This is a genomic window from Chitinophaga agri, from assembly GCF_010093065.1.
GTDB lineage: Bacteria > Bacteroidota > Bacteroidia > Chitinophagales > Chitinophagaceae > Chitinophaga > Chitinophaga agri.
The window spans coordinates 4,345,202-4,370,979 of the sequence record NZ_CP048113.1; the positions used below are offsets into that span (position 1 = coordinate 4,345,202).

Consider the following 25,778-nt stretch of genomic DNA (forward strand, 5'->3'; position numbering starts at 1 on the left):
TTTACAGCTATGATCAAGACAAATTTGGCGCTATTACGTTTGATGGAAGAAATGTCAGCCAATGGCAACACTAAAGGCGCCATCACCCTCCGCGACCTCGATGCAAAACAAAAACTGATCATGCAGGACCAGACCCTGCAAAATGTGTACATCATCAAGTCAGGGGTCACCAAGTGCTACATTACAGAAAACAATGAAAAAGACTATATACTTGATTTTCTGGGGGAAGGAGAACTGCTGGGCGAGATCGAAGCGATCCGGCATACAAAAGCAGGTTGCAGCGTAGAAGCCATCACTCCGCTGACAGTCTATGTATTTAGTAATACGCAGTTCAGACATTTCCTGGAAACAGTGCCCGCCTTTAACTATACTATCCTGGAGCTACTGGTTAACCGGGTGACCCGCATTTCAGAAAAAGCTGCCAGACAGCAACTCTATACACAGGCCGAGATACTACCCCAGTTACTGCACGCACTGGAGTCGCAACAGATCACCTTCACGAAACAGGACCTGGCGGAATACATGGGTATCTCTGTCAGAAGTCTGAACAGATTACTGAAAGATACGGAAGAGACTATTTGAACCGCGCCAGTATTTTCTTCACTTCTTCCGGATATACGGTGATCAGGTGGGTACGCATGGAATCGGGTGTAGCACGGGTCTGGCCATCAGTCAGCAACGTAATACTCCCGGAGGGCAACACCGGCATATGACAGTCAATACAATTCTTTTCCAGCACACTGGCAGATAAGGATTTCAGTTTACAGAAGGCAGGTCCTGCCGGCTGGTGGCATGCCATACAACGCCGGGAAAATGTCGCCAGCTGATCCCGCTCGTTATTGTGCGGATTATGACAGGAAGAACAATTCATCTCATCACTTTTCACAAAACATCTACTGGCAGTGAACAACTGATACTGCTTACCATGCACGTCCAGATCAGCTGCACGGGTAGGGCGGGTAAAGTCAGGAAAAAAATAGTCGGATAAGGCGTCGCCCGGTTTATAGTCAAAAGCCGGTTTCTGTGGTGTACCCAGTCCCGAGTGACAGAGTGCGCACATATCCAGTCGCTGCTGGTTTTTCAACATCTTCACCCGGGTCATGTGCATGGCCGTTTTCTCCTGCGGATGCTCCCTGTGAAACGCCACATGGTCCGCCGCTGGTCCGTGGCAACGTTCACAGTCAATACCATATACCAGCTGATTCTTCTCAAACGACTCCGATAACCGTCTGCCTTCCATATGGACCTCTTTGATGCCGACGGCCGAGCTATGGCAACCGAAGCAGGTACTGGGTATCATTCTGTCGAACTTGGGATAGGAAGGTGGGAAACCGGGGCTATTCGCCCAGCTATGTGCAGGTACGAAGTAGGAGAGAGGCAGCTGAAAATAGCGATCCGCCTGCCAGTATAAAAAACTCTGTGCCTTTCTGCCTGATCCCATAGTAATATCAAAACGGTGCACTTCCTGTAGTGTACTATCGGTGTAAGCTGCCTGGAAAAGACCACTGTCCCTGGCTTCCATTACCACACGGGTACCATTGCTGTAAGAAAATATATTATCGCCGGTAAACGGCCCTTTAATGCTTTTTTCGGACGCCGGAGCAGACGTATTATAATGTCCGGTGGCCACATAGGCATCATAGATCTGTTTATGACAACTGATGCAGGTGGCTGCGCCGGCAAACTGTTCGCCTCTGACATCAGTATTAACCTTTTCCGGCGCCTTCCGGAAACATTGAGAAAAAATAAAAATACAGGATGTAATCAATACCGTTACATAAAACTGGCGTCTGCTCATAACGTAGGAATCTGGTAGCAAGATATAAATTCGTTACATTTATTTCATTAAATGCTTGTACCCATGAAATTGATGGAAAACACTAATTTGGAACAATAATTTTCCTGAAAGTTATACACATCTCCTAACGATGTGATTTACACATCGTAACAGGGGATTTTGACACCCTGTTTTATAGTCATTATTCCAAATCATTTTTGCAATTCAGAAAATTGTTATAACCTTTGTGTGGTAATCAATCTACAATGGACACCGATTCATTTATATGTGCTGACCTGCACTTCTTACACTTCACCATTCTGAACACTTCTCCCCCCGGAATTTAAGTTTACGAACGACGGAAAGTCTTAATAACGCTTCCTGTCAGCAACCGCTATTCTGCATTACGGCATCAACTGTAACCAGCATTGCTATGCATGTTTGTACGGTAACGTACAATCAGTTCGCGTATCTGTATACATACGCGAAAGGGGCATCCTATTGTCTTTTCACACACATACTCATATAAACACTTAACAACACCACTATGCAAACATCTGGTTTAGTCGGATGGCTGATGATCATCGGTCCGATATTGCTATGCCTTATTTTCTACAAGTTCATCCTGCGCGTCTTCTTTGGTCTCGTGATCGTACCGGAAGACAAGATCGGGCTTGTCACCAAAAAATTCGTACTGATGGGTAAACAGGAGTTACCCGAAGGACGTATCCTCGCTACTGAAGGAGAAGCGGGTTTCCAGGCGCAAACACTGGCGCCGGGTATGTATTTCTGGAAATGGATCTGGCAGTATGAAGTTACTTTCCAGTCGTTCACTATCATCCCTACCGGTAAGATCGGTCTCGTACTGGCAAAGGATGGCGCTCCGCTGAATCCGGGGGCTGTACTGGCCCGCCGCGTAGATTGTGACGCTTACCAGAGTGCGGAATCCTTCCTGAAAAATGGTGGTCAGAAAGGTCGTCAAACAGCTATCATGACGCCTGGTTCCTATCGTGTGAATACCTTCCTCTTTGAAGTAGAGATCACAGATATGACCACCGTTCCGGATAACACGGTAGCGATTGTTACCACACTGGAGGGACAGGCTATTGAAGCTGGTCAGATCGCGGGTAAGATCATCCATGACCACAATAACTTCCAGGATGCGGATGCCTTTCTGAGTAACGGTGGATACAAAGGGTTACAGGAGCAGGTGATCCTCGCAGGTTCTTACTTCCTCAATCCATGGTTTGCCAAGGTAGAAATGCGTCAGATGACGGAGATTCCAATCAGCCATGTGGGTGTTGTTATCTCCTACGTAGGTCAGGATGGTGTGGACGTGAGCGGCGTTGAATTCAAACACGGTAACATCGTGGCCAAACACCATAAGGGTGTGTGGGCGGAGCCACTCGGACCAGGTAAGTATCCGATCAATACCTACATCATGAAAGTGGAATATGTCCCTACGACCAACCTGGTACTGAACTGGGCTTCCGCACGCAGCGAAGCGCACCAGCTGGACAAAAATCTGTCTACCATTACAGTACGTAGTAAGGACGGTTTTACCTTCAACCTGGATGTTGCACAGATCATACACATCCCATCAACAGAGGCACCTAAAGTGATCGCCCGTTTCGGCAACATGAGCAACCTCGTTACACAGGTACTGGAACCAACGATCGGCAACTACTTCCGTAACTCGGCCCAGGATGCGGAGGTGATCGACTTCCTGAAGAGCCGTAAGGAACGGCAGGAGTCTGCGAAAACACATATCGGACGCGTACTGGAACAATACAACGTATTCGGTGTGGACACCCTTATAGGAGACATTGTTCCTCCCGAAAGTCTGATGAAAACACTGACCGACCGTAAACTGGCGGAAGAGCAGAAAGTAACCTACGAGACACAGATGCGTGCACAGGAAACCAGACAGGTACTGGAAAAAGAAACAGCGATCGCAGATATCCAAAAAGAGATCGTAAAGGCCGACCAGGGTGTACTCATCGCGGAAAGGATCGCCGATGCTTCTGTAAAGAAAGCGACGGGTGACGCAAACAGTGTACGTCTCCAGGCGAATGCGGAAGCCGACAGAATGAAGTTACTGGCGAATGGTGAAGCGGAAAAAGTACGTGTACTGGCAAAGGCTGAAGCCGAAAGAACTGAGTTAACTGCGAAAGCTGACGCAGAAAAGATCTCCCTGACTGGTAATGCGGAAGCAGAAAAGATCCTGGCGATCGGTAAGTCAAGTGCGGAGTCTTATAAACTGGCGGTAGAAGCGATGGGTGGTAACAACTTTACGCAGTTGAAGGTGATGGAAGCCATCGGTGAACAGCATATCAAGATCATGCCTGACATCCTCATCAGCGGTGGAGATTCGACTAATGGTCCTATCGGCGGACTGCTGGGCATGAAACTACTGGAACAACTTGCCAACAAACAGGAAGCCGAAAAAACTGAGCAAGCAGAAAAATCTGAGAACAAATAGTAACCCTTTCATCCATTTTTCATATATACAAGAAGGGCTGTCCGCTAATCGCGGACAGCCCTTTACTTATCTTCCAAAAGAAACATTAAATAAAAGCGATCAACAGCAGGAGCAGACCCGGCACGGCGACTGTCCACAGCCCGAAATGTGCTGCCAGAAATGCACCAGCCACACAGCCTCCCAGGAAGCCTCCGATGATGATGATCTGCTTGCCGAAAGCGGGGCGTTTGTCACTGTTCCATACACCCGGCATGAGTATCTTTGCTATATCCAGTGTGAGCTGGGTCACATTCCCGGTCATCATGGTAGTCGGTGCGTAGGCAGCAGTAGCATACATACGCCCGAAGGCATTCTGTATACCCATGGCCAGTACGATCACGTAGGGCAGGATAGCCGCCCAGGTAGTGCCTGGTCGGTCAAAGGCAAGATCCAGACCGCCTGTTACCAACAAGATCACTCCTTCGACAAATAACAGGGTATATGGGCTTTTTAGCTTAGGCGCATAATAACCCGAGGCTATTACAGCCAGCGTGAACACCGGGAAGGATAGCAGTTTCAGCCAGGATTGTGTTTCAGCGCCCCTGATAAGATCATAGGCAAACACCACAAAGTTACCCGTCACATGCGCAGAGAATAATTCCTGTGCAGCGGTGAATGTAGCCGCATCGCAGAACCCGGCAGTGAAAGCCAGTATAATGCTGACGTAGGCTATATTTTTCTTCTCGTCCATATCCATTATCTTAAATGAGCTCTTAACATCCACGCCATTTTCTCATGTGTTTCCATCAGGCCGGTGATATAGTCACTGGTACCCTGATCATTCCATTCATTGGCAAAACGGTCAATGTTCTCCCGCAGGTGAATGATGATACTTTCATGATCAGCGAGCAGTTCGCCGATGAAGCCAGCGCCATCATTTGCAGCACGGCTTTTCTCGGTGAGGTGTGTCAGTTGCAGGTAGTCCTTCAGGGTAGCGGGAGAGTAGTGCCCCAGTGAACGGACACGTTCTGCCACGCTATCCATGATCTCGTCCAGCTCTTCATACTGAGCTTCAAAGAATACGTGTTTGGAGTGAAAGTCAGGACCTTCCACGTTCCAGTGAGCGTTACGTGTTTTGGTGTATAATACAAATTCGTCTGCCAGTATTTTGATCATCTCATGAGCTACTGAAGCAAGATTTTCTTTCTTAATGCCGATATTTGGTTCCATCTGCAAATAGTTTTATTGTGTTAATATTGAATAGATGTAATGATCTGCTGAAAGGGTACCAGCCCCTATACATAAGAGGAAAAGAAAACACAGCGTGTACATATAGGGTACATCTCTCACCTCCGCATTGTCATGACGATGTACAACAAAATAGCCGATCGCAGTTACACCGATAATAGGTAGTACCACGAGCCTGGTACCGATACCGATCATCACGAGAAAAGGCGCTACGGTATCTGCCAGTGTCGCCATCAAACCATTCAGCTTATCAGGCAGGTGCAGGGGATTGGGCACGTGTTCACGCTCACCATTTTCCACTCTGAACTTTTTTAGTCCATGCACCCTGAATAATTCAAATGCCAGTAAAATCCTGAATACCAGCAACACCCAGTTATTGAATTCACTCCCTGCATCAGAGTACAGTACTTCCTTTATTATCCCGATCATTCTCTTCTCTTGTTATAAATTAGAAAGCAAAACAGGAGCAACCCAGGGCTCCCCAGAAAGCGGTATAGTTATTCACAGGTACCTCACTCATACGTGCTTTGTCATGATCATGACCATGCACACCGCAACTACCGATACATTGGTGCACCATGGCACTAATATCAGCAGAAGTACCAGCACTCGCCTTACCAGCAGGAGCTTTGGCACTCAGCTTATGAGCAGCAGGAGCATAATATCCGTTGTAGATAGCGGTTGGAGACCAGTCAGGCAGCACCGGAATAGGCGGCGGCCCCCATTGCTGGAAATCATCTTTTGCATACACGATACGGCCATCTACGATGGTCAGTGCGGCTTCGATAGATTTGATCTCTTCATCTTCGATCGTGAAATAATCTCTGTCAAGTACGGTGACATCCGCCAGCATACCGGTTTTAATGGCGCCTTTCTTCTGTTGCTCATTAGAAAACCACGCACTGCCTTTGGTATACAGCTCCAGTGCGGTCTCTCTGCTCAGACGTTGTTCGTCGTTATAGAGTTCCAGTCCACCGACAGTCTTACCTGCACTTAACCAATACAGTCCTATCCATGGGTTATAACTCGATACACGGGTAGCATCCGTACCGGCACCCACCGGCACCTCCATGTCCAGCATTTTCTTAACCGGTGGTGTTTGTCCTGCTGCTATTTTGCCATATCTGTCAGTAAAATATTCTCCCTGAAAAGCCATCCTGCTTTGTACTGCAATACCACCACCCAATACTTTCACACGCTCTATATTCTTCTCATCAATTGTTTCGGCATGGTCGAATATCCATGGCAAACCATCGAATGGGATCTCTCTGTTCACCTTCTCAAAGACATTGAGGAAACGGGTGATACTTTCGTTATAGGTAGCGTGCAAACGGAAAGGCCAGCGATTTGCCACCAGCAGTCTGACAACCCTTTCCAGCTCTTCTTCCATCACTTCCGGAAGATCAGGACGAGGGTTCATAAATGACTCAAAGTCGGCGGCAGAGAAAACCAGCATTTCACCGGCACCATTGTGACGATACATATCGTCTCCCTGATACAGCTTTACAGACTTCACCCAGCTATCAAAATCTTCCTCTTCATGCTTAGGGCGTTGTGTGAACAGGTTGTATGCGATACGTACTGTCAGCTCACCATTTTTATGCAGCTCGTCTATTACTTTATAGTCATCCGGAAAATTCTGAAACCCACCACCTGCGTCAATTACACTGGTAATACCCAGGCGGTTCATTTCCCGCATGTAATGACGGGAAGAGTTCAGCTGGTATTCGTAGGACAGCTTAGGACCTTTAGCCAGCGTCGCGTAGAGTATAGCAGCACTGGGGGAAGCCAGCAGCAGGCCGGTTGGCTCTCCGCTGATATTACGCTGGATCTTACCCCCCACAGGATCAGGCGTATCTTTTGTATAACCTACAGCTTTTAGCGCAGCCCTGTTCAGCAATGCACTATTGTACAGATGCATGATGAATACCGGCGTATCGGGTGCAGCGTCATTGATCTCTTCGAGCGTAGGCATACGTCTTTCGGCAAACTGGAATTCACTCCATCCACCGATGATACGCACCCATTGGGGCGTGGGCGTACGTGCCACCTGCTCTTTCAGCATCCTCATCGCATCAGCGAGTGAAGGCACACCATCCCAGCGCAGTTCCAGGTTATAATTCAGACCACCACGGATCAGATGTGTATGAGAATCGTTAATACCAGGAATTGTACGTTTTCTTTTCAGATCGATCACTTTGGTATTATCGTCTGCATATTTCATCACAGCGCTATCGTCTCCCACTGCTACAAACTTGCCATCTTTAATGGCAACGGCTGTTGCAGTCGGATTATCACGATCTACTGTATGAATATTCCCGTTATAAAGTATTAAATCCGCTTTCATGAGCTTGTATTTGAAAGGCTGTATTAATGCAACGTGGCGAAACCGGAGAGGACAATCCTCCATTATGCTGTGAAGCGGAGGTGCGTCGTACACACCTCCTTCACAGATCTTAAACCCCTGTCCTGTTGTATTTTCAGCAGTTGATCCCTGCTGTATAGCATATAAAAAGTACGATTAGTGTTTCAGCATGTTATGTGCATAGTGGATACCTATGCCATAACCACCTGAATGTTTCTTCATCAGGGTAGTTACTGGTTCGTAGGTCTCAGTTCTTGCCCAGTCACGCTGCAGCTCCAGTACATACTGTACAGAGGTAATAGGAATAGCACCTGCCTGGATCATACGCTGTACCGCTCTTTCGTGTGCTTCAGCAGTAACGTCACCACATGCATCTGTGATCACATACACCTCATAGCCTTCAGCGATAGCAGAGAGCGCAGGACCTACAATACATACACCTGTCCACAGACCACCCAGTACTATCTTTTTCTTTCCTTTACCAACGATAGCCCTGTAAGCGTTGATGTCTTCCCATGTATTCATGGAAGTTCTGTCGATATAACCGGAAGTAGCCTGTGGATATGCTTCTTCCAGTTCCATGAATACGGGTCCGCTAAAACTTTCTTCTGCTACAGTGGTAACTACAGTAGAAACATTAAAAATTTTAGAACCACCGGCGATCAGTGCGATGTTCTGGCGCAGTTCAATGATATCAATGCTTTTAGTAGCGAAACCCATCTGACCTTCATAATCAATCAATACCAGTGTGTGGTTATCTGGTGTCAGTAGTGCTGGTGATGGCTGAGCTTCTTTTCCCGTGTGTTTAGTCGCAATAGACATGATATATAATTTAGAATGAGTGAATTACTATGTGGTGCATTATGGGATCAAAGTTATCTACGCATGAGCTGGGGGACAATTGCCATATGCCTTCAAATGTTGTATAAATTATCGGAGCATAATTGCGGCTATTTTCAGCTCATTTTCGTGTGGTATAAAACACGGGAGCTACTCCTGTGAGAGATGCTGGTATGAGCTTTTTCGCTCATCCGGCAATAAATAGAAAATGAGCCGGTTATCCGCTTGAAAACCCCGACATTGAAAAATATTCTGAAATTCCCCTCCCTACTTGTTATTTTTACTCAAAGCTGATTAATTGAATGATTGTCAATTAACTCAACATAATAGAATCTTATCAACAGGTCCAATGAAAATGAAAAAATTCACCGGTACCCGCAGCTATTTCTTGCTTTGCATAGCAATGCTCGGACTGGGCACAACGGCCTTCGGGCAGGTCAAAAAGACAAACGCCAGCACTATTATTTACAAAAATCCAACGGCTCCGGTTGACGCCAGGGTAAAAGATTTGCTGAAAAGAATGACGCTGGAAGAGAAAGTAGGGCAGCTATGCACCCTGCTGGGATGGGAGATGTATGATAAAAAAGGCGATTCCGTTGGCGTAAGCGAGACATTTAAAGCTGTCATGGCCAAAAGGCATATTGGTAGTTTCTGGGCGACACTCAGGGCTGACCCCTGGACAAAAAAGACGTTAGTGACCGGTTTATCGCCTAAACAGGCGGCAATGGCCACTAATGCCATGCAAAAGTATATGATGGAAAATACCCGCCTGGGAATTCCATTATTACTAGCCGAGGAGTGCCCTCATGGACACATGGCGATCGGTACTACCGTATTCTCTACCTCCATCGGTCAGGCCAGCACCTGGGACCCTGCGCTGATACAGGAAATGGCTGGCGCCATTGCCAAAGAGGCCCGTGTACAGGGTGCACACATTGGTTATGGTCCGGTACTGGACCTGGTACGTGAGCCCCGCTGGTCCAGACTGGAAGAAACCTATGGTGAAGATCCTTATCTGATCAGTCAGATGGGTATTGCCATGGTAAAAGGTTTCCAGGGTACCGGCATTGGCAGCGGCAGCAACGTAATATCTACCCTGAAACATTTCACGGCGTACGGTTCGCCGGAAGGTGGTCATAACGGGGGCATTGCGCTCACCGGACTGCGTGACCTGTATTCGTCCTACCTGCCTCCTTTCCAGGCAGCTATAAAAGCGGGTGCGCTGTCTATCATGGCCTCCTATAACTCGATTGACGGCGTACCATGCAGTTCCAACAGCTTCCTGCTGAAAGATGTGCTGGTAAAACAGTGGGGCTTCAGAGGCTTCTCTGTATCTGACCTGGGCGGTATTCCGGGCGTACGTTCTACACATAAAGTTGCCGCAACGATGGAAGAAGCGGCAGCACTGGCCATCAACGCCGGGCTGGATGCAGACCTGGGTGGTGAGGCATATGGCGAGGCATTGATCAAGGCTTTCAACAATAAGAAAGTGACCATGGCAACGATCGATACGGCTGTGGCACATGTGCTCAGACTGAAGTTCACCATGGGCTTATTCGAGCACCCTTACGTTGATCCGGCAGTAGCAGAGAAAACTGTTGCGACAGCGGCCAACGCGGCACTGTCAAAACGTGTAGCTACAGCATCCATCGTACTGATGAAGAATGAGAATGGGTTACTGCCACTGAAAAAGACAATTAAGAACCTGGCTGTCATCGGGCCGAATGCAGACAATATCTACAATCAGTTAGGTGACTATACCGCTCCTCAGCCGGCAGAAAAAATAGTAACAGTGCTGGAAGGCATCAAAGCAAAAGTATCGCCTGACACAAAGGTGACCTATGTGAAAGGTTGTGCGATCCGTGATACAGCACATGCCAATATCAGCGAAGCAGTAGCTGCCGCGCAACAGGCAGATGCGGTTGTGATCGTACTCGGTGGTTCCAGTGCACGCGACTTTGAGACCACCTTCCAGAGCACAGGTGCAGCGGAAGTGAAAGCCTCAGAAGTGGCTGTCAGCGACATGGAAAGTGGTGAAGGCTATGACAGGGTAAGCCTTGATCTGATGGGCTTACAATCCAACCTGCTGCAAAGCATCGCGGCAACCGGCAAACCAGTTATACTGGTATTGATCGAAGGCCGTCCGCTAAATATCAACTGGGCCGCTCAGCACATACCGGCTATCGTGAATGCCTGGTATCCTGGTCAGGAAGGTGGCCACGCAGTCGCGGATGTACTCTTCGGCGATTACAATCCTGCCGGCCGTTTACCGGTATCCATCCCTAAATCGGTAGGACAGTTGCCTGTTTACTATAACTACAAAAGCGCTGCAAGACATGACTATGTTGAGATGGACGCAAAACCTCTCTACAGCTTTGGTCATGGCCTGAGTTATTCAACCTTTGAATACAAAGATCTGCAGTCAAATGTACAGGCAACGGGCAGCAACCTGAAAGTAACTGTTAGCTTCAAACTGAAAAACACCAGTACAGTAGCAGGCGATGAAGTGGCACAGCTGTATCTCCGCGATGATGCCAGCTCTGTTGTTACAGCCGTAAAACAGCTGAAGAAATTCCAGCGCGTACACCTGGCAGCAGGAGAGGAGAAGACCATCACCTTCGAGCTGTTCGCTGATGATCTCAGACTGCTGAACACCGCTATGAAATGGGTCGTAGAACCAGGTACATTCTCCCTGATGGTAGGGGCTTCCTCTGAAGACATCCGCCTGAATGGAAAGTTCGAGGTAAAACAAGAGATAGTATGTAAATATTAATCTGTATGATATAAAAAGAAAAGGGCTCCCGCAGGTTGCAGGAGCCCTTTTTCTTTGTTTGAGACTTGTTTATTCCATCAATGTCATATTCACAGGCACTAACTGTTTCTCAGGTATGCCGATTATAAATGTAGAGCCGCTATCGATTACGCTGGTAGCGGTGATAAACCCACTATGCTGTTCCATGATCTTTTTGCAGATAGACAGTCCGATACCGGTACCTTCTATTTCATGGTAGCTGTGCAGTCTTTTGAACACCACGAATATATCGTCTATATACTGGCTTTCGAAGCCGATACCATTATCCACGACAAAGATCTTGTAGTAGGGACCGTCTACCTTTTCCCGCAGCTGCTGATCGGGAGCGGCTGCTATTTCTGCATAAATATGCACATCCGGCGCTATTTCCTTCCTCCGGAATTTCAGTGCATTACTGATCAGGTTATAAAATACCTGCCGCATCAGCGTTGGTATCACGTGTATGGAAGGCAGCTTATCTATCCTGATCGTAGCGCTGGTTTGCTGTACTTTGATCTCCAGTTCTGTCAGGGCATCTTTCACCAGGTCATTCAGATCGCAGAGGGTAAAATCACCACCCTGTATAGAGTGACGGGAGAATCGTAGGAGATCACTTACCAGCTGCTGCATACGAATGGTAGCATTCGTGATTTTCTGCACATACTTGTCTACGTCCCCTGTGTTACTTTTCTTTTGCAGGATAATATCACTGAACACCCTGATCTTACGCAGGGGTTCCTGCAGATCGTGTGAAGCGATATAGGCAAACCTGTCCAGTTCTTCATTGACGGCTTTCAGGTGAATATTATTCTGCAGCAACTGACGGTTCAGCTCCCGCACCTTTAATTCTGAAGCTTCTCTCTCTTCTATCTCCCTTTGGAGAGAGGCGTTTGCGGTCAGCAGCTTCTGTTCCTGTGCTATCAGTGACTGGGTCTTTCTGTAGAGTTCTACGAATAATCCCACCTTTACACGCAGCAGTTCCGGGTTGATAGGCTTGTAAATAAAGTCAACGGCACCGACCTTATATCCTTTAAAGATGGCCTCTTCTTCATGACTATGTGCAGTGATAAATATGATCGGGATCTCTTTCAGTTTATCCCGCTGATAGATCAGGGCAGCTGTTTCAAAGCCGTTCATATCCGGCATCTGCACATCCATCAGTATTAATGAAAAATCAAATTCCTTTAACAGGATTTTCAGTGCGGCCCTGCCAGAGTTGGCTTTTACAATTGTATAGCTCTCCCTTTCCAGGATGGACTCAATAGATAATAAATTGTCCAGCCGGTCATCAACCACTAATATTTTAATTAAATCCTGTTCCTGCAAAACTGTTTAATTTTTCGAATGAATACTTTATACACTATCTATACAACCAAACACGCATCAACGATAATAACTGATCAATTTTTAATGGTTTAGTAATATAGTCTGAAGCACCTGCTTCCAGGCATTTCTCCCGGTCGCCCTTCATCGCCTTCGCAGTAACCGCTATGATAGGCAATGCGCTGTTCTTATGTTCCCTTCTTATCTTCTGCATTGTTTCATATCCATCCATTTCAGGCATCATGATATCCATCAATACAATGTCTATGTCATTATGCTCGCTCAGGATGCTCATTGCTTCCTTGCCGCTTTCTGCTGTAATGGTATTAATATGGAAACGTTCAAATGCAGTGGTTAAGGCAAACAGGTTACGCACATCATCATCGACTACCAGTACATTTTTATGGATCAACACGTCTTTCTGAGAACGCAGGTCTTCGATGAGTTTCTTTTTCTCCGGTGGCAGGGAATGGTGATTGATATGCAACTGCATAATCGTTTCTTCCAGCAGCAGATCCAGTGAATTAACGCCTTTCAGCAGTATTTTATTGGCGTACTGCTTCAGTTTTGACTTCTCACTGTTAGAGAAATCTTTCGCCGAATAGACGATCACCGGTGTTGCATTATGCCGGTTCACCGTATTCATACTGGCCACAAACTCCGCGCCATCAATATCCGGCAACATATAATCCGCAATAATACAATCGTATGCACTGCTGTTCACCCTATCTATCGCCGCCTTTCCGTTCTCCACAAATTCCATTTCTATAAGGTCGCCGTTATCCAGTATCCTGGCGATCTGTGATGCATCCGGCTCATTATCTTCGACCACGAGCACCTTCTTCGTTTTCCGGCTATCGTGTTCCACAATATTTGAGAACAGGATGTTCAGCGCTTCTGCTTTCAATGGTTTCAGACTGAAACTCCTTGCACCACGGTGCATGGCCAGTAAGCGGTTCTCTTCTCCTGATATCAGGTGGATCGGGATATGCCGTAGGTTGATATCATTCTTGAATAGATCCAGTACCCTCCATCCACTGGCATCCGGGAGTTTAACGTCCAGTGTAACGGCAATCGGATTATACTTATTTGTAAGGTCAAATACTTCTCCGAAGCTGGTTGCTACGACTACCTTCAGTCCCATTTCATGGGCTTTTTCCAGCATGATCTTGGCAAACCGCACATCATCTTCCACGATCAGCACGACCTTATCTGAATCGATGACATGCGTTCTGTCATCACCGATCTCATTAATGATCTCATTTAGTCCTTCCAGGTTGGCATCAGGCAGTTTAACCGCTGGCATATTCTGCTTCAGTGAAGCTTCATAACCTTCGGGCAACTGGTATTGCCCTACTGTCAGGCTGCTCTGTTTTTCCCGTTTGATCGCTGCAGGATTGTACTGCAACGGCAGGAACAGGGTGAAGACGCTACCTCTGCCCACCTCACTTTCCAGCTCGATAGAACCACCCAACAGATCGGCGAGACCACGGCTGATAGACAATCCCAGACCAGTACCTCCATACTTACGACTGGTAGAGCCTTCGGCCTGCTGGAATGCTTCAAAGATGATATTCTGTTTGTCTTTCGAAATACCGATACCCGTATCCCTGATCTCAAAGGCAACCACTCTGTCAGCACTATTCAGGCTACCGCTCATCAGTCGCCAGTTACGCTTGGCTTCATAGATACGCAGTTTCACTTCGCCTTTTTCTGTGAACTTAAAGGCGTTTGACAACAGGTTCTTGAGGATCTGGTTGAGACGTTGTACGTCTGTTTCCAGTGATTGCGGCAGCTGATCATCCATTTCAATGCGGAAGCGGAGGCTCTTGCTTTCGGAGATATGTTTGAAGGTGGTTTCCACGAAAGAAACGACTTCGTTGAAACGTACCTTGATAAAGTCTGTAGAGATATAGCCTGACTCGATCTTCGACAGGTCAAGGATATCATTGATCAGCTGTATCAGGTCATCACCACAGCTATGGATGGTTTTCGCATAACGTACCTGTTTTTCATTCAGGTTACCGTCATGGTTTTCATATAACTGCTGGGCAAGGATGAGAAGTGAGTTCAATGGCGTACGTAACTCGTGAGACATATTGGCCAGGAACTCTGATTTGTATTTCGATGTAAGCTGTAGCTGTTCTGCTTTTTCTTCCAGCGACTTTCTTGCTTCTTCTACCTCCTTGTTCTTCTCTTCCACCTCTTCTTTCTGTTTCACCAGCAGGTGGGCTTTATCCTGCAGTTCTTCGTTCGTTCTTCTCAGCTCATCGGCCAGTGACTGCGACTGCTCCAGCAGGTCTTCCGTTCTGGAGTTCGCCTCGATCGTGTTTAACACGATACCGATACTTTCTGTCAGCTGACTAAGGAAGTCAAGGTGCGTTTGGCTGAAGGTGTCGAAAGACGCCAGTTCTATCACCGCTTTGATCTCTGTTTCAAACAATACCGGCAATACGATCAGGTTCACGGGCGTGGCTTCACCCAGTCCGGAGCTGATCTTGATATAGTTTGACGGTACATTGGTAAGCAGGATACGTTCTTTTTCCACCGCACATTGCCCTACAAGGCCCTGTCCGAGTGCGAACTCGCGTGATACGCTTACCTCGTTGCCATAAGCATATGCAGCGAATAATTTCAGTTTTGGATTGAGTAGATTTTCTTCCTGCTCCAGGATGTAGAACATACCTTTCTGGGCATTTACTACCTGTGCCAGTTCCGACAGGATACGACGGGTCACCGTATTCAGGTCTTTCTGACCTTGCAGCATCTGCGTGAACTTGGCCAGGTTGGATTTCAGCCAGTCCTGTTCCTGGTTACGCAGGGTCGTCTGTTTCAGGTTGGCGATCATCTGGTTAATGGTGTCTTTCAGTTCTTCCACCTCACCTTTTGCTTCCACGCGGATCATCTGTGTCAGGTCACCTTTGGTTACAGCAGAGGCCACGGCAGATATCGCACGCACCTGTGTGGTCAGGTTTTCTGCCAGCTGGTTCACGTTTTCCGTCAGGTTCTTCCAGATACCGGAGGCACCAGGAACACTTGCCTGACCACCCAGTCGTCCTTCCACACCCACCTCACGGGCTACGGTTGTTACCTGATCAGCAAAAAGCGCCAGCGTATCGATCATTTCATTAATGGTCTCCGTCAGCTGTGCCACCTCACCTCGCGATACGATGGAGAGTTTCTGTTTCAGGTTACCGGTAGCTACAGCAGTTACAACTTTCGCAATACCACGTACCTGGTTGGTCAGGTTGGACGCCATCATGTTCACAGAGTCGGTCAGATCTTTCCAGGTACCACCTACGCCCTGCACTTCTGCCTGGCCACCCAGCTTACCTTCCGTACCAACTTCACGCGCCACACGCGTTACTTCGAAGGCGAATGAGTTCAGCTGATCCACCATTGTATTGATGGTATTTTTCAGATCGAGGATCTCACCTTTTACGTCGATGGTCACTTTCTTCGACAGGTCACCGGAAGCCACCGCTTTGGTCACTTCTGCGATGTTACGTACCTGGGAGGTCAGGTTACCCGTCATCTGGTTTACGGAGTCGGTCAGGTCTTTCCAGGTACCGGCGACACCAGGTACAAATGCCTGTCCGCCGAGTTTACCGTCCGTACCTACCTCACGGGCCACACGCGTCACCTCAGAGGCAAATGCGCGTAGCTGGTCCACCATCGTATTCAGCGTTTCTTTCAGCTGGAGGATCTCTCCGCGTACGTCCACCGTAATCTTACGCGACATGTCACCATTAGCTACCGCAATAGCCACGTCCGCGATATTACGTACCTGGGCTGTCAGGTTACCCGCCATCTGGTTTACAGAGTCAGTCAGGTCTTTCCAGGTACCACCCACACCGGGTACAAACGCCTGGCCACCCAGTTTACCGTCCGTACCTACCTCACGGGCCACACGCGTTACCTCAGAGGCAAATGCGCGCAGCTGTTCCACCATCGTGTTGATCGTATTTTTCAGCTCAAGGATCTCTCCTTTAACGTCTACTTCAATTTTACGTGACAGGTCACCATTGGCCACCGCGGTCGTTACCTCCGCGATGTTACGCACCTGGGAAGTCAGGTTGGAAGCCATGATATTCACCGAGTCGGTCAGGTCTTTCCAGAGGCCTTCCACTCCCGGTACATCGGCCTGACCACCAAGCTTACCTTCGGAACCTACCTCACGGGCCACGCGGAATACCTCAGAACCGAAGGAGTTCAGCTGGTCCACCATCGTATTGATGGTGTTCTTCAGCTCCAGGATCTCTCCCTTTACATCCACGGTGATCTTACGGGACAGGTCACCTTTTGCCACCGCGGTTGTTACCTCCGCGATGTTACGCACCTGGGCTGTCAGATTAGAACCCATCTGGTTCACCGATTCTGTCAGGTCTTTCCAGGTACCACCTACACCCTGCACTTTCGCCTGGCCGCCCAGCTTACCTTCCGTACCCACCTCCAGGGCCACACGGGTCACCTCGGAAGCGAAGGAGTTCAGCTGGTCCACCATCGTGTTAATAGTCTTTTTCAGCTCCAGGATCTCACCTTCTACGTTTACAGTGATCTTCTTAGACAGGTCGCCATTAGCCACCGCGGTCGTTACTTCCGCGATATTACGCACCTGGGCCGTCAGGTTAGATCCCATCTGGTTTACGGAATCAGTTAAGTCTTTCCAGGTACCACCCACACCCTGCACTTTCGCCTGGCCACCCAGCTTACCTTCCGTACCTACCTCCAGGGCCACACGGGTCACCTCGGAAGCGAAGGAGTTCAGCTGGTCCACCATCGTATTAATGGTGTTCTTCAGCTCCAGGATCTCGCCTTTTACGTCTACTGTGATCTTACGGGACAGGTCACCTTTTGCTACGGCCGTCGTTACGTCGGCGATATTACGTACCTGGGCCGTCAGGTTGCCCGCCATCTGGTTTACAGAGTCCGTCAGGTCTTTCCATACACCACCGACACCTTTTACAGTAGCCTGGCCGCCCAGTTTACCTTCAGAACCTACCTCACGGGCCACACGGGTTACTTCGACAGAGAAGGAGTTCAGCTGGTCCACCATGGTGTTCATGGTATTCTTCAGTTCAAGGATTTCTCCACGTACATCCACGGTGATCTTACGGGAAAGGTCACCTCTTGCTACGGCCGTTGTTACTTCGGCGATATTACGTACCTGACCAGTCAGGTTAGAAGCCATCTGGTTTACGGAGTCGGTCAGGTCTTTCCAGGTACCGGCCACCCCTTTTACCTCAGCCTGTCCACCCAGTTTACCGTCTGTACCCACCTCACGGGCCACACGGGTCACCTCGGAGGAGAAGGAGTTCAGCTGGTCCACCATGGTATTGATGGTATCTTTCAGTTCAAGGATCTCTCCCTGTACATCTACTGTGATCTTCTTAGACAGATCGCCTTTCGCTACCGCAGTCGTTACATCCGCGATGTTACGCACCTGCGCAGTCAGGTTACCTGCCATCTGGTTTACGGAATCGGTCAGGTCTTTCCATACACCGGCTACATCTTTCACTTTTGCCTGTCCGCCCAACTTACCTTCGGATCCCACCTCACGGGCCACACGGGTCACCTCGCGCGAGAAGAGGTTCAGCTGTTTCACCATCCCGTTCACTTCCGTCGCAATGCGGGCAAATTCACCCTGCAGTACGTGATCTTCAATCTGCAATGGCATTTCCTGGGATAGATTTCCCTTGGCCACGGAGCTGATCACATGCGCAATTTCGATAGTCGGGTGAACGAGATCAGATATCAATGTATTAATAGATAATACGGCTGTATCCCAGGAACCTCTTGCTGTACGGGGCATAACGACCCGATGGTTCAGACGTCCCATTTTCCCAATGGTATTTCTGGCCAGTGTCAGCTCTTCTACAAGTGTTTCGTTCAGGGAAATGATCTCATTCAGCGTATCACAGATCTTACCGCTCAGGCCTATACTGTCTGCTGGCATTCTCGTGGAGAAGTTACCACTCCTTACTTCAGAAAGGACCTGTAACAATTGCCTTAAATCCAGTTCGTCCGCGATAGGCTCATATACCTGCTTGGTTTTCTTACTCTTTGGTGTGGAAGATTGTGGATTTTTTGCCACATCTTTTTCGGGCAATGAAGTATTATCGGGATTTTTTCTCCGCGTATTCATGGTGAAGGTGTTAGCTAAAACCTTATATATTAAATTAGATTTTTCTTTAAGTTGTGTTTATCAGTCTCTACTGATCTTTTGGCTATCGCATATATATGTTATATATTATGTGGTTTGAAGTGATTATTTTTGTTCTATTATAAAACAAACTTAACAGATGCAACTTTCAGGCCATTCGAAGCGGCTGATCCTATTGGCGGAAGATGATATTGATGACCAGGAGCTGTTGGAAAACGCGATAGAGGAGATTGATCCCACCTGGCGGCTGGTGTGCATCCCTAATGGCAGGAAATTCGTTAAATATCTGGACAACATGGAAGATGGCGACATACCTGCTCTCATGATCCTTGATTATAACATCCCTGAACTGACCGGCGTTGAAGTAGTAAAAGAACTGAACGACCAGGGTCGGTTCACCGATATTCCGAAAATTATCTGGAGCACGTCAACCTCTCCTGTATTCAAAGCCAAGAGTATCGAGCTGGGTGTAAAAGACTATATCACCAAACCCAATGACCTCGCATCTTTCCTGACTACTGCGCGGTATATGCTTTCTTTTATCAAAGAATGATCGGAACTTGCACCAGCCATGGTGAACCATTCATTTTACGCTGAGCAGTACCACTCACTCGATGACGATACCCGGATCATTACGGATGTGTTGTCTGTGTACCTGTATCCGCTGGAGCGATATACCTTTATTGATGCAGTGAACCGCATCAGGGAAATACCACAGGACAGGATACTGGATATACTTGAACTGCTAAAGGAAAAGGGGCTGGGGCAATACAACCCTGCAGGCAATTATTCACTTATTCCTGAGCTGGGTTTTCTCTTATTTCCTGCGAATATCAGGAAACAGGAATACCTGCGTCTGCTCGACCACGCGAAACCCTATTCATTTTATAGCACCAGCGCGCGTTTACAGGAATTACAGCAATTGCTGACCGCCTTCTTCACCGGCGACAGGACCTTACTGCTGCAACCCGTAAGGAAGATCAGCTTTGAGCTACCGGAATATTTCCCACATCTCTGCTATCTGCTGTACTATCCGGAATACAAAGGGCTGTTGCAATTGTTCGATCCTGAAAGTATCAACAGTATATACCAGGCGGCCGTTAAACAACACCTGCTGGCGATGAGTCCTCCGGAGGCCCTGCAGCAGCTGAAAAAACAGGTCGCCCGTTTGATACATACAGATGAAAGTGCCCTCGCTCATGCTGAAGTAGCACTCCAGGCAGGCGAACTTCAGCAAACAGTTACCGGCACTGACACCCTTTATGCGCAGGCAGTCGTACAACTGTACGAAGGCTCACCAGATAATGCGCTGTCACTGTTTGAACAGGGCATAAAACAACAACGCCAGCAGGATAAAAAGAACAGCATTCCACTTTCTCCGCTGTTTGCATTCCTATACACCTATACGCTAAGCATATTACCGGAGGAGAAGAGTTATACTATTATCAATAAAGTGATAGCAGCATATGATAAAAAGCTCTTCCAGGATATTACACCTGCCATTGCATTGCTGCATTTCCATCAGGGTCGGAAAGAAAAGGCAGAACACATGTTACAGATACTGCTGGAAACAACTTCAAAACAACCGGAGAAATACCTGCTCAGCTATCTGTCGTTTATCTGTCTGCAAGCACTGCATCCTAAAAGCAAGTTGCTTAAAAACTATAGTGCTTTCCTAAAAGGAGTACTGTACCAGGCCATCCAGCGAAAGTATCGTCTGCTAACCTACGAGCTATTATATCTCTACAGGGACGAAGCCTATCTGAACAATGAAAAAGCCTTCCGCGAAATATCCGTCATCATAGGAAAAAGCCCGGTTCTCTCCCGTATGCAACCTGTTCCTGACTGGGAACGGCTGCTGAATGTCCTGATCTTACCCGAGATGGGCCAACCGCAGAAAGAGAAAGTACCTGTAGTCACCCGGCTGGCCTATCTTATTGACATTATCAAGTCGGAGATACAACCTGTCATTCAAACACACCAGGGAGATACCGGCTGGAGCAGGGGACGGGTGGCAGAGTTAAAAAAGCTAAAGGACGGACAGATAGAAAGCATGACAGATCACGACTTCCGGATTGCCGGTTGTATTGTCAAAGAGAACTATCATACCTATGGCACGGAAGCCTATGCATTTGAAGAAAATGTGTGGCACGAACTCACAGGTCATCCTTATCTGTTTATGATGGACGCGCCCGAAGTACCTGTGGAGATCATCAAAGGGCAGCCGGAGCTGATTATCAACAAGACAGGCAACGGCTATGTTTTCAGCAGCAATATCAATGATTTCAGTAACGAAACGGTGCTGATAAAGGAATCAGATACAAGACTGCGGGTGATCAGATTAACAGCAAAACAACGCTCTGTGTTACAGACGCTGAAGCAGATAGAAACAGTACCCGCAGAAGGAAAAGATAAATTACTACAGGCCATCCGCAATATAGGGGCGCATATAACGGTGCATTCCAATCTGGATGATACAGTTACGCTTAATATTAAACAACGTACCGGTGATGCCCGTATACGCGTGCAACTGGCACCCACCGGCGATGCGCTGAAGGCCTCCTTCTTCGTTAAACCATTTGTCAACGATCCTCCTTACTGCAAACCCGGTGAAGGCGCGAAACACCTGATCGGTGTGAGCAATGGAGAACGATGCCAGGCTACCCGTGACCTGGAAGCAGAAAAGAACAACCTGGCGCAGCTGATGATACTGATACAGGAATCTGTCGTACAGGAAGTACTGGACGATACCATCATCTTTGATGATCCACTGGACTGCCTCCATCTGCTGGAAATCATACAACGTCATCCTGAACTGGCTATCGCTGAATGGCCCAAAGGACAGGCACTCAAAGTACGCGCAGTAGCTGCGCAGACACAACTACGTATGACCATCCGGCGGGTAGATGGGAAGTGGTTTGCCGCCAATGGTGATCTCAGGGTAGATGAAGACACTGTGCTGTCACTAAAAGACCTGCTGGATGCTGTTAAGACCAGCAACAGCCGGTTTGTGACCCTCGGGAATGGGGAATTCCTGTCACTCACAGGAAAGCTTTACAGACAACTGAACGAGCTGGCAGCTGTCGCCATAGAAGAAAAGGAACAGCTGCGGATACGACCATTGGCAGCACATATGCTGGACGAATTACTGGAAGGTGCAGGTTATGTCGAAACGGATGATCACTGGAAGGCATTACGTGCCAGACAGGCCGCTGCTGAGACAGTCCATGCCGTAGTACCTGCGACATTACAGGCCGCGTTACGACCTTACCAGGAAGAAGGCTTCCGCTGGATGGCCCAGCTGGCAGCATGGGGAGCAGGCGCCTGCCTTGCAGATGATATGGGACTTGGTAAGACCATTCAGGCAATCGCCATGCTGTTGTACAGAGCACAGGATGGTCCGGCACTAGTGGTATGTCCTGCGTCAGTACTACCTAACTGGATGAATGAACTTTATAAATTTGCCCCTTCCCTTCAGGTGATACAGATCAATGCCAGTAAACGGCATACGCAGCTCAAAGCCACCGGGCCGTTTGATGTAGTACTGATCACCTATGGCATCCTGCAATCAGAAGATGAACTACTGGCAGGTATCCCGTGGCATACGGCAGTACTGGATGAAGCACATACTATCAAGAATTACCAGACAAAGACATCCAAAGCAGCAATGGCCTTACAGGCAGACTTCAGACTGATACTGACCGGTACACCTGTACAGAATCATCTGACGGAAATATGGAACCTGTTCAACTTTATTAATCCGGGATTACTGGGCAGTCTGCCATATTTCAATAAGCAGTTCACCACTCCCGTTATCTATAATGCCGAAAGCAGTGTGACCAAACACCTGCGAAAACTGATCGGCCCCTTCATGCTGCGCCGTACGAAAACAGCCGTCCTGGATGAATTACCAGAGAAAACAGAGATCGTTAAAATGATCTCCCTGTCACCGGATGAAGCGGCATTTTATGAAGCCCTGCGTTTAAAAGCCGTAGAGAACATCAAAAGATACAGTAAGGATAAGACCAGCAAACGTAACCTGAATACCCTGACAGAGATTGGTAAGCTGCGAATGGCAGCCTCCAATACACAGATGATAGATCCCGAGATCAGGATACCGTCCTCCAAGCTGGCTGTATTCCTGGAAATAGTGCAGGAGCTGATAGATAATAATCACCGTGCACTGGTGTTCAGTCAGTATGTACGACACCTGGACCTGGTAAGGCTCGCACTGGATGAACTGAACATCTCGTATTGTTATCTTGATGGTAGTACACCAATCCCTGTAAGGGAAAGAGTGGTACGGGAGTTCCAGGGAGGAGCCGGGTCGCTGTTCCTGATCAGCTTAAAAGCAGGAGGAACTGGCCTGAACCTGACCGCGGCAGACTACGTTATTCACCTTGATCCATGGTGGAATCCGGCTGTGGAAGAACAGGCCTCCGACAGGGCGTACCGTATTGGGCAGACAAGGCCGGTGACTATTTACAAGCTGGTGACGAGACATACAATTGAAGAAAAGATCATTGCCTTGCATCATAGTAAAAGAGACCTTGCAGACAGACTGCTTGAAGGTAGTGATATCAGTGGAAAGCTATCTACTGAAGAGTTATTATCACTGATTGCAAAAGCCGATAAATAGTCCGTAACCGGATATTGAGATATAACCAATGTCTTTCATCAAGTTCGACATCTGTATTATAACGAAGATCAGAGGACTTATATCATCAGACCTTTAAATTCTCACTAATTATACTACTGATAAACACCGTTATTTTAGGCGTGCAACGTATTTTTCATCATTTTAATATTAATTATTTTAAAAAGAGAAGAAATAATTTCCTGATATCAAAATTTGATTATCTTTAGCATGTACTTATCCTATGAATCACCTTTTCACTTCGGCTCGAATCCCGCTATAGCGAGGCATTTGAGCCGAAGCATTGAAACTCTTAAGTAATAATTTTTTACTATCCTGTGAAACACCTGCCTTTGATAAAAAGGCACATGAAAACCACTGAATATCTCCCCATCCAGTTCCCCAAATTATGCTACTTTCAGGTTCCTGATATCCTGATGTGATTTTTTATTTGCTCCCGCGAATAATAAGGTAAACTATTTATTCAATGACCTTAATTATTACCTCATATGGCCCCTCCAAAAGAAGATAATATCTTTTTGTCGGTCATCGAACAGCATAAGGGAATCATCTACAAAATAGCCAATTCCTATTGTCATCATGCCGAAGACAGGAAAGACCTCATTCAGGAGATCATCTTTCAGCTATGGCGTTCATTTGACCGGTATAATGACCAGTACAGGTACTCCACCTGGCTATACAGAATAGCACTGAACGTAGCGATCTCTTTCTACCGGAAAGACAGTAAAAGAACAGCAGGCGCACATGAGCTGACCGCAGATATCCTCGTTGTTACAGAAGAAACAGCCGATACCGAACAGCTACAGTTACTACAGCGATTTATCAGCGAACTGCCAGAACTGGACAGAGCGATCATGCTGTTATACCTCGAAGAGAAGAGTTATAAAGAGATGGCAGAGATATTGGGATTGACAGAAACCAATATCGCCACCAAGATCAACCGGATAAAAGGTAAACTAAAAAACAAATTCTCCACCATTCATCATTCATAATATGGAAGACATTTTATTAAAAGAGATGTGGGCTGCATATGATAAGAAGCTGGAAAAATCGCTGGCACTCAACAAACGCCTGATCACTGAAATACAGACCCAGAAGGCCAGCGCCGCATTGAGGCCACTCAAGACCATCAAGATCATTGCAGTCATTCTTGGTATTATATGGAGCGCATTTCTTTCTGGATTACTAATACTTTCATTAAAGTACTTCTCATTTTATAACCTGTTCTTCATTATTTCAACTATGGCTGTTATCACTATAACCATAGCCGCTATTGTGGTATACATCAAACAGATAGTGCAGATCCGGCAGATCGACAATAACAGGAGTGTGGTAGACACACAGAAAGCATTGCTTGGCTTGCAGATGTCCACAATCAATATCGTACGTGTACTTATGCTATCAGCTCCTTTTTATACAACTTTTTACTTCAACAAAACAATGTTTGAAAACGGCTCTATCGGCCTTTGGGTATTACAGCTGACCATCACATTCATCATATCCACACTTGCGATCTGGTTTTACCGGAATGCCAAAATGGAGCATGCGGAGAAACCCTGGTTTAAGTTTATATTTGGTACCAGTGAGTGGACCTCACTTACCAGGGCCATGCACTTTCTTCAGGAAATTGAAGATTACGAAAAAGAATAACGCATGGCAAAGTCAAAGAAAATAACTTTTGATGCAATAATAGAACAACATGGCGGCATGAATGCCGGCTATGTTGTTTTTCCTTATGATGTGCAGGCGCTTTTTGGTGTAAAAGGTCAGGTAAAGGTGAAAGCACTGATCGATGGCAAGGTGACTTACCGCGGAAGTCTCACAAAGATGAACAAGCCCGAACATTGGCTCGGCATTACCCAGGCCGTCAGGAAGGAGCTGGGTAAGGAACTGGGCGACTCAATACATGTTGAACTGGAACAGGACCTCGTTCCCAGAGAAGTAATAGTCACTGATGAGGTGATAGCCTTATTTGCCAAACACCCCAAAGCAGCAGCATTTTATAATACATTATCCTATACCGACAGAAAAGAATATATGGTCTGGATCACCAGTGCCAAAAAAGAGGAAACCAGGCTAAACCGGCTTGCACTCATGATCGGGAAACTGGAAGCAGGGAAGAAAGTGACAGAGAAATAATACTTCGGTACCTT

Annotated in this window: 16 protein-coding genes; 8 read left to right on the forward strand and 8 right to left on the reverse strand. The window is 47.3% G+C overall.

Annotated elements, in window-relative coordinates; translation table 11 throughout:
- The first annotated feature begins 9 nt into the window (after window positions 1–9).
- The gene (locus GWR21_RS17290) at window positions 10–582 is read left to right on the forward strand and encodes a Crp/Fnr family transcriptional regulator (RefSeq protein WP_162332957.1); all 573 of its coding nucleotides are present in this window, start codon (window positions 10–12) and stop codon (window positions 580–582) included.
- Here the strand turns inward: GWR21_RS17290 and GWR21_RS17295 are convergent.
- Complete coding sequence (locus GWR21_RS17295; protein WP_162332958.1) at window positions 575–1,798, reverse strand: multiheme c-type cytochrome; 1,224 nt, start codon at window positions 1,796–1,798, stop codon at window positions 575–577. The two genes, GWR21_RS17290 and GWR21_RS17295, sit on opposite strands and share 8 nt — an antisense overlap.
- A gap of 526 nt (window positions 1,799–2,324) precedes the next feature.
- On the opposite strand from GWR21_RS17295, the gene GWR21_RS17300 reads away from it, so the two are divergent.
- Window positions 2,325–4,259: an SPFH domain-containing protein gene (locus GWR21_RS17300; RefSeq protein WP_162332959.1), complete on the forward strand. Its 1,935-nt coding sequence runs from the start codon at window positions 2,325–2,327 to the stop codon at window positions 4,257–4,259.
- Between the two features lie 85 nt (window positions 4,260–4,344).
- Here GWR21_RS17300 and GWR21_RS17305 read toward each other — a convergent pair whose 3' ends face one another.
- The 5 genes from GWR21_RS17305 to GWR21_RS17325 form a co-directional block, all read right to left on the reverse strand.
- Complete coding sequence (locus GWR21_RS17305) at window positions 4,345–4,989, reverse strand: YoaK family protein (RefSeq protein WP_162332960.1); 645 nt, start codon at window positions 4,987–4,989, stop codon at window positions 4,345–4,347.
- Window positions 4,990–4,994: 5 nt separating this feature from the next.
- A complete protein-coding gene (locus GWR21_RS17310; RefSeq protein WP_162332961.1) occupies window positions 4,995–5,468 on the reverse strand; it encodes a Dps family protein in 474 nt (157 codons plus the stop codon).
- A 12-nt stretch (window positions 5,469–5,480) separates the two neighbouring features.
- Window positions 5,481–5,915 carry a DoxX family protein gene (locus tag GWR21_RS17315; protein WP_162332962.1) on the reverse strand — a complete coding sequence of 145 codons (435 nt, stop codon included), beginning with the start codon at window positions 5,913–5,915 and terminating at the stop codon, window positions 5,481–5,483.
- A 19-nt stretch (window positions 5,916–5,934) separates the two neighbouring features.
- Entirely contained in the window at window positions 5,935–7,833 is a 1,899-nt protein-coding gene (locus GWR21_RS17320; protein WP_162332963.1) for an amidohydrolase, read from the reverse strand.
- Between the two features lie 174 nt (window positions 7,834–8,007).
- Window positions 8,008–8,673 carry an isochorismatase family protein gene (locus GWR21_RS17325; protein WP_162332964.1) on the reverse strand — a complete coding sequence of 222 codons (666 nt, stop codon included), beginning with the start codon at window positions 8,671–8,673 and terminating at the stop codon, window positions 8,008–8,010.
- A 367-nt stretch (window positions 8,674–9,040) separates the two neighbouring features.
- Between GWR21_RS17325 and GWR21_RS17330 the strand changes: the two genes are divergently transcribed.
- A complete protein-coding gene (locus tag GWR21_RS17330) occupies window positions 9,041–11,464 on the forward strand; it encodes a glycoside hydrolase family 3 N-terminal domain-containing protein (RefSeq protein WP_162332965.1) in 2,424 nt (807 codons plus the stop codon).
- A 69-nt stretch (window positions 11,465–11,533) separates the two neighbouring features.
- On the opposite strand, the gene GWR21_RS17335 is transcribed toward GWR21_RS17330, so the two are convergent.
- Window positions 11,534–12,808 (reverse strand): sensor histidine kinase, encoded by a 1,275-nt coding sequence (locus GWR21_RS17335; protein ID WP_162332966.1) that lies wholly within the window; start codon window positions 12,806–12,808, stop codon window positions 11,534–11,536.
- 34 nt (window positions 12,809–12,842) lie between these two features.
- The gene (locus tag GWR21_RS17340; protein ID WP_202928956.1) at window positions 12,843–18,950 is read right to left on the reverse strand and encodes a HAMP domain-containing protein; all 6,108 of its coding nucleotides are present in this window, start codon (window positions 18,948–18,950) and stop codon (window positions 12,843–12,845) included.
- A gap of 157 nt (window positions 18,951–19,107) precedes the next feature.
- Between GWR21_RS17340 and GWR21_RS17345 the strand changes: the two genes are divergently transcribed.
- From GWR21_RS17345 to GWR21_RS17365, 5 genes are all read left to right on the forward strand, one after another.
- Window positions 19,108–19,521 (forward strand): response regulator, encoded by a 414-nt coding sequence (locus tag GWR21_RS17345; protein WP_162332967.1) that lies wholly within the window; start codon window positions 19,108–19,110, stop codon window positions 19,519–19,521.
- Between the two features lie 18 nt (window positions 19,522–19,539).
- The gene (locus GWR21_RS17350; RefSeq protein WP_162332968.1) at window positions 19,540–23,607 is read left to right on the forward strand and encodes a DEAD/DEAH box helicase; all 4,068 of its coding nucleotides are present in this window, start codon (window positions 19,540–19,542) and stop codon (window positions 23,605–23,607) included.
- Between the two features lie 506 nt (window positions 23,608–24,113).
- Complete coding sequence (locus tag GWR21_RS17355) at window positions 24,114–24,617, forward strand: RNA polymerase sigma factor (protein ID WP_162332969.1); 504 nt, start codon at window positions 24,114–24,116, stop codon at window positions 24,615–24,617.
- Window position 24,618: 1 nt separating this feature from the next.
- A complete protein-coding gene (locus tag GWR21_RS17360; RefSeq protein WP_162332970.1) occupies window positions 24,619–25,275 on the forward strand; it encodes a hypothetical protein in 657 nt (218 codons plus the stop codon).
- Window positions 25,276–25,278: 3 nt separating this feature from the next.
- Window positions 25,279–25,764 carry a YdeI/OmpD-associated family protein gene (locus tag GWR21_RS17365; RefSeq protein WP_162332971.1) on the forward strand — a complete coding sequence of 162 codons (486 nt, stop codon included), beginning with the start codon at window positions 25,279–25,281 and terminating at the stop codon, window positions 25,762–25,764.
- Window positions 25,765–25,778 lie beyond the last annotated feature (14 nt).

Bases quoted from the DNA above. Each gene is read 5' to 3' on its own strand.
- GWR21_RS17290 (WP_162332957.1), top strand. From the start codon at position 10: ATGATCAAGACAAATTTGGCGCTATTACGTTTGATGGAAGAAATGTCA.
- GWR21_RS17295 (WP_162332958.1), bottom strand. From the start codon at position 1,798: ATGAGCAGACGCCAGTTTTATGTAACGGTATTGATTACATCCTGTATT.
- GWR21_RS17300 (WP_162332959.1), top strand. From the start codon at position 2,325: ATGCAAACATCTGGTTTAGTCGGATGGCTGATGATCATCGGTCCGATA.
- GWR21_RS17305 (WP_162332960.1), bottom strand. From the start codon at position 4,989: ATGGACGAGAAGAAAAATATAGCCTACGTCAGCATTATACTGGCTTTC.
- GWR21_RS17310 (WP_162332961.1), bottom strand. From the start codon at position 5,468: ATGGAACCAAATATCGGCATTAAGAAAGAAAATCTTGCTTCAGTAGCT.
- GWR21_RS17315 (WP_162332962.1), bottom strand. From the start codon at position 5,915: ATGATCGGGATAATAAAGGAAGTACTGTACTCTGATGCAGGGAGTGAA.
- GWR21_RS17320 (WP_162332963.1), bottom strand. From the start codon at position 7,833: ATGAAAGCGGATTTAATACTTTATAACGGGAATATTCATACAGTAGAT.
- GWR21_RS17325 (WP_162332964.1), bottom strand. From the start codon at position 8,673: ATGTCTATTGCGACTAAACACACGGGAAAAGAAGCTCAGCCATCACCA.
- GWR21_RS17330 (WP_162332965.1), top strand. From the start codon at position 9,041: ATGAAAATGAAAAAATTCACCGGTACCCGCAGCTATTTCTTGCTTTGC.
- GWR21_RS17340 (WP_202928956.1), bottom strand. From the start codon at position 18,950: ATGAATACGCGGAGAAAAAATCCCGATAATACTTCATTGCCCGAAAAA.
- GWR21_RS17345 (WP_162332967.1), top strand. From the start codon at position 19,108: ATGCAACTTTCAGGCCATTCGAAGCGGCTGATCCTATTGGCGGAAGAT.
- GWR21_RS17350 (WP_162332968.1), top strand. From the start codon at position 19,540: ATGGTGAACCATTCATTTTACGCTGAGCAGTACCACTCACTCGATGAC.
- GWR21_RS17355 (WP_162332969.1), top strand. From the start codon at position 24,114: ATGGCCCCTCCAAAAGAAGATAATATCTTTTTGTCGGTCATCGAACAG.
- GWR21_RS17360 (WP_162332970.1), top strand. From the start codon at position 24,619: ATGGAAGACATTTTATTAAAAGAGATGTGGGCTGCATATGATAAGAAG.
- GWR21_RS17365 (WP_162332971.1), top strand. From the start codon at position 25,279: ATGGCAAAGTCAAAGAAAATAACTTTTGATGCAATAATAGAACAACAT.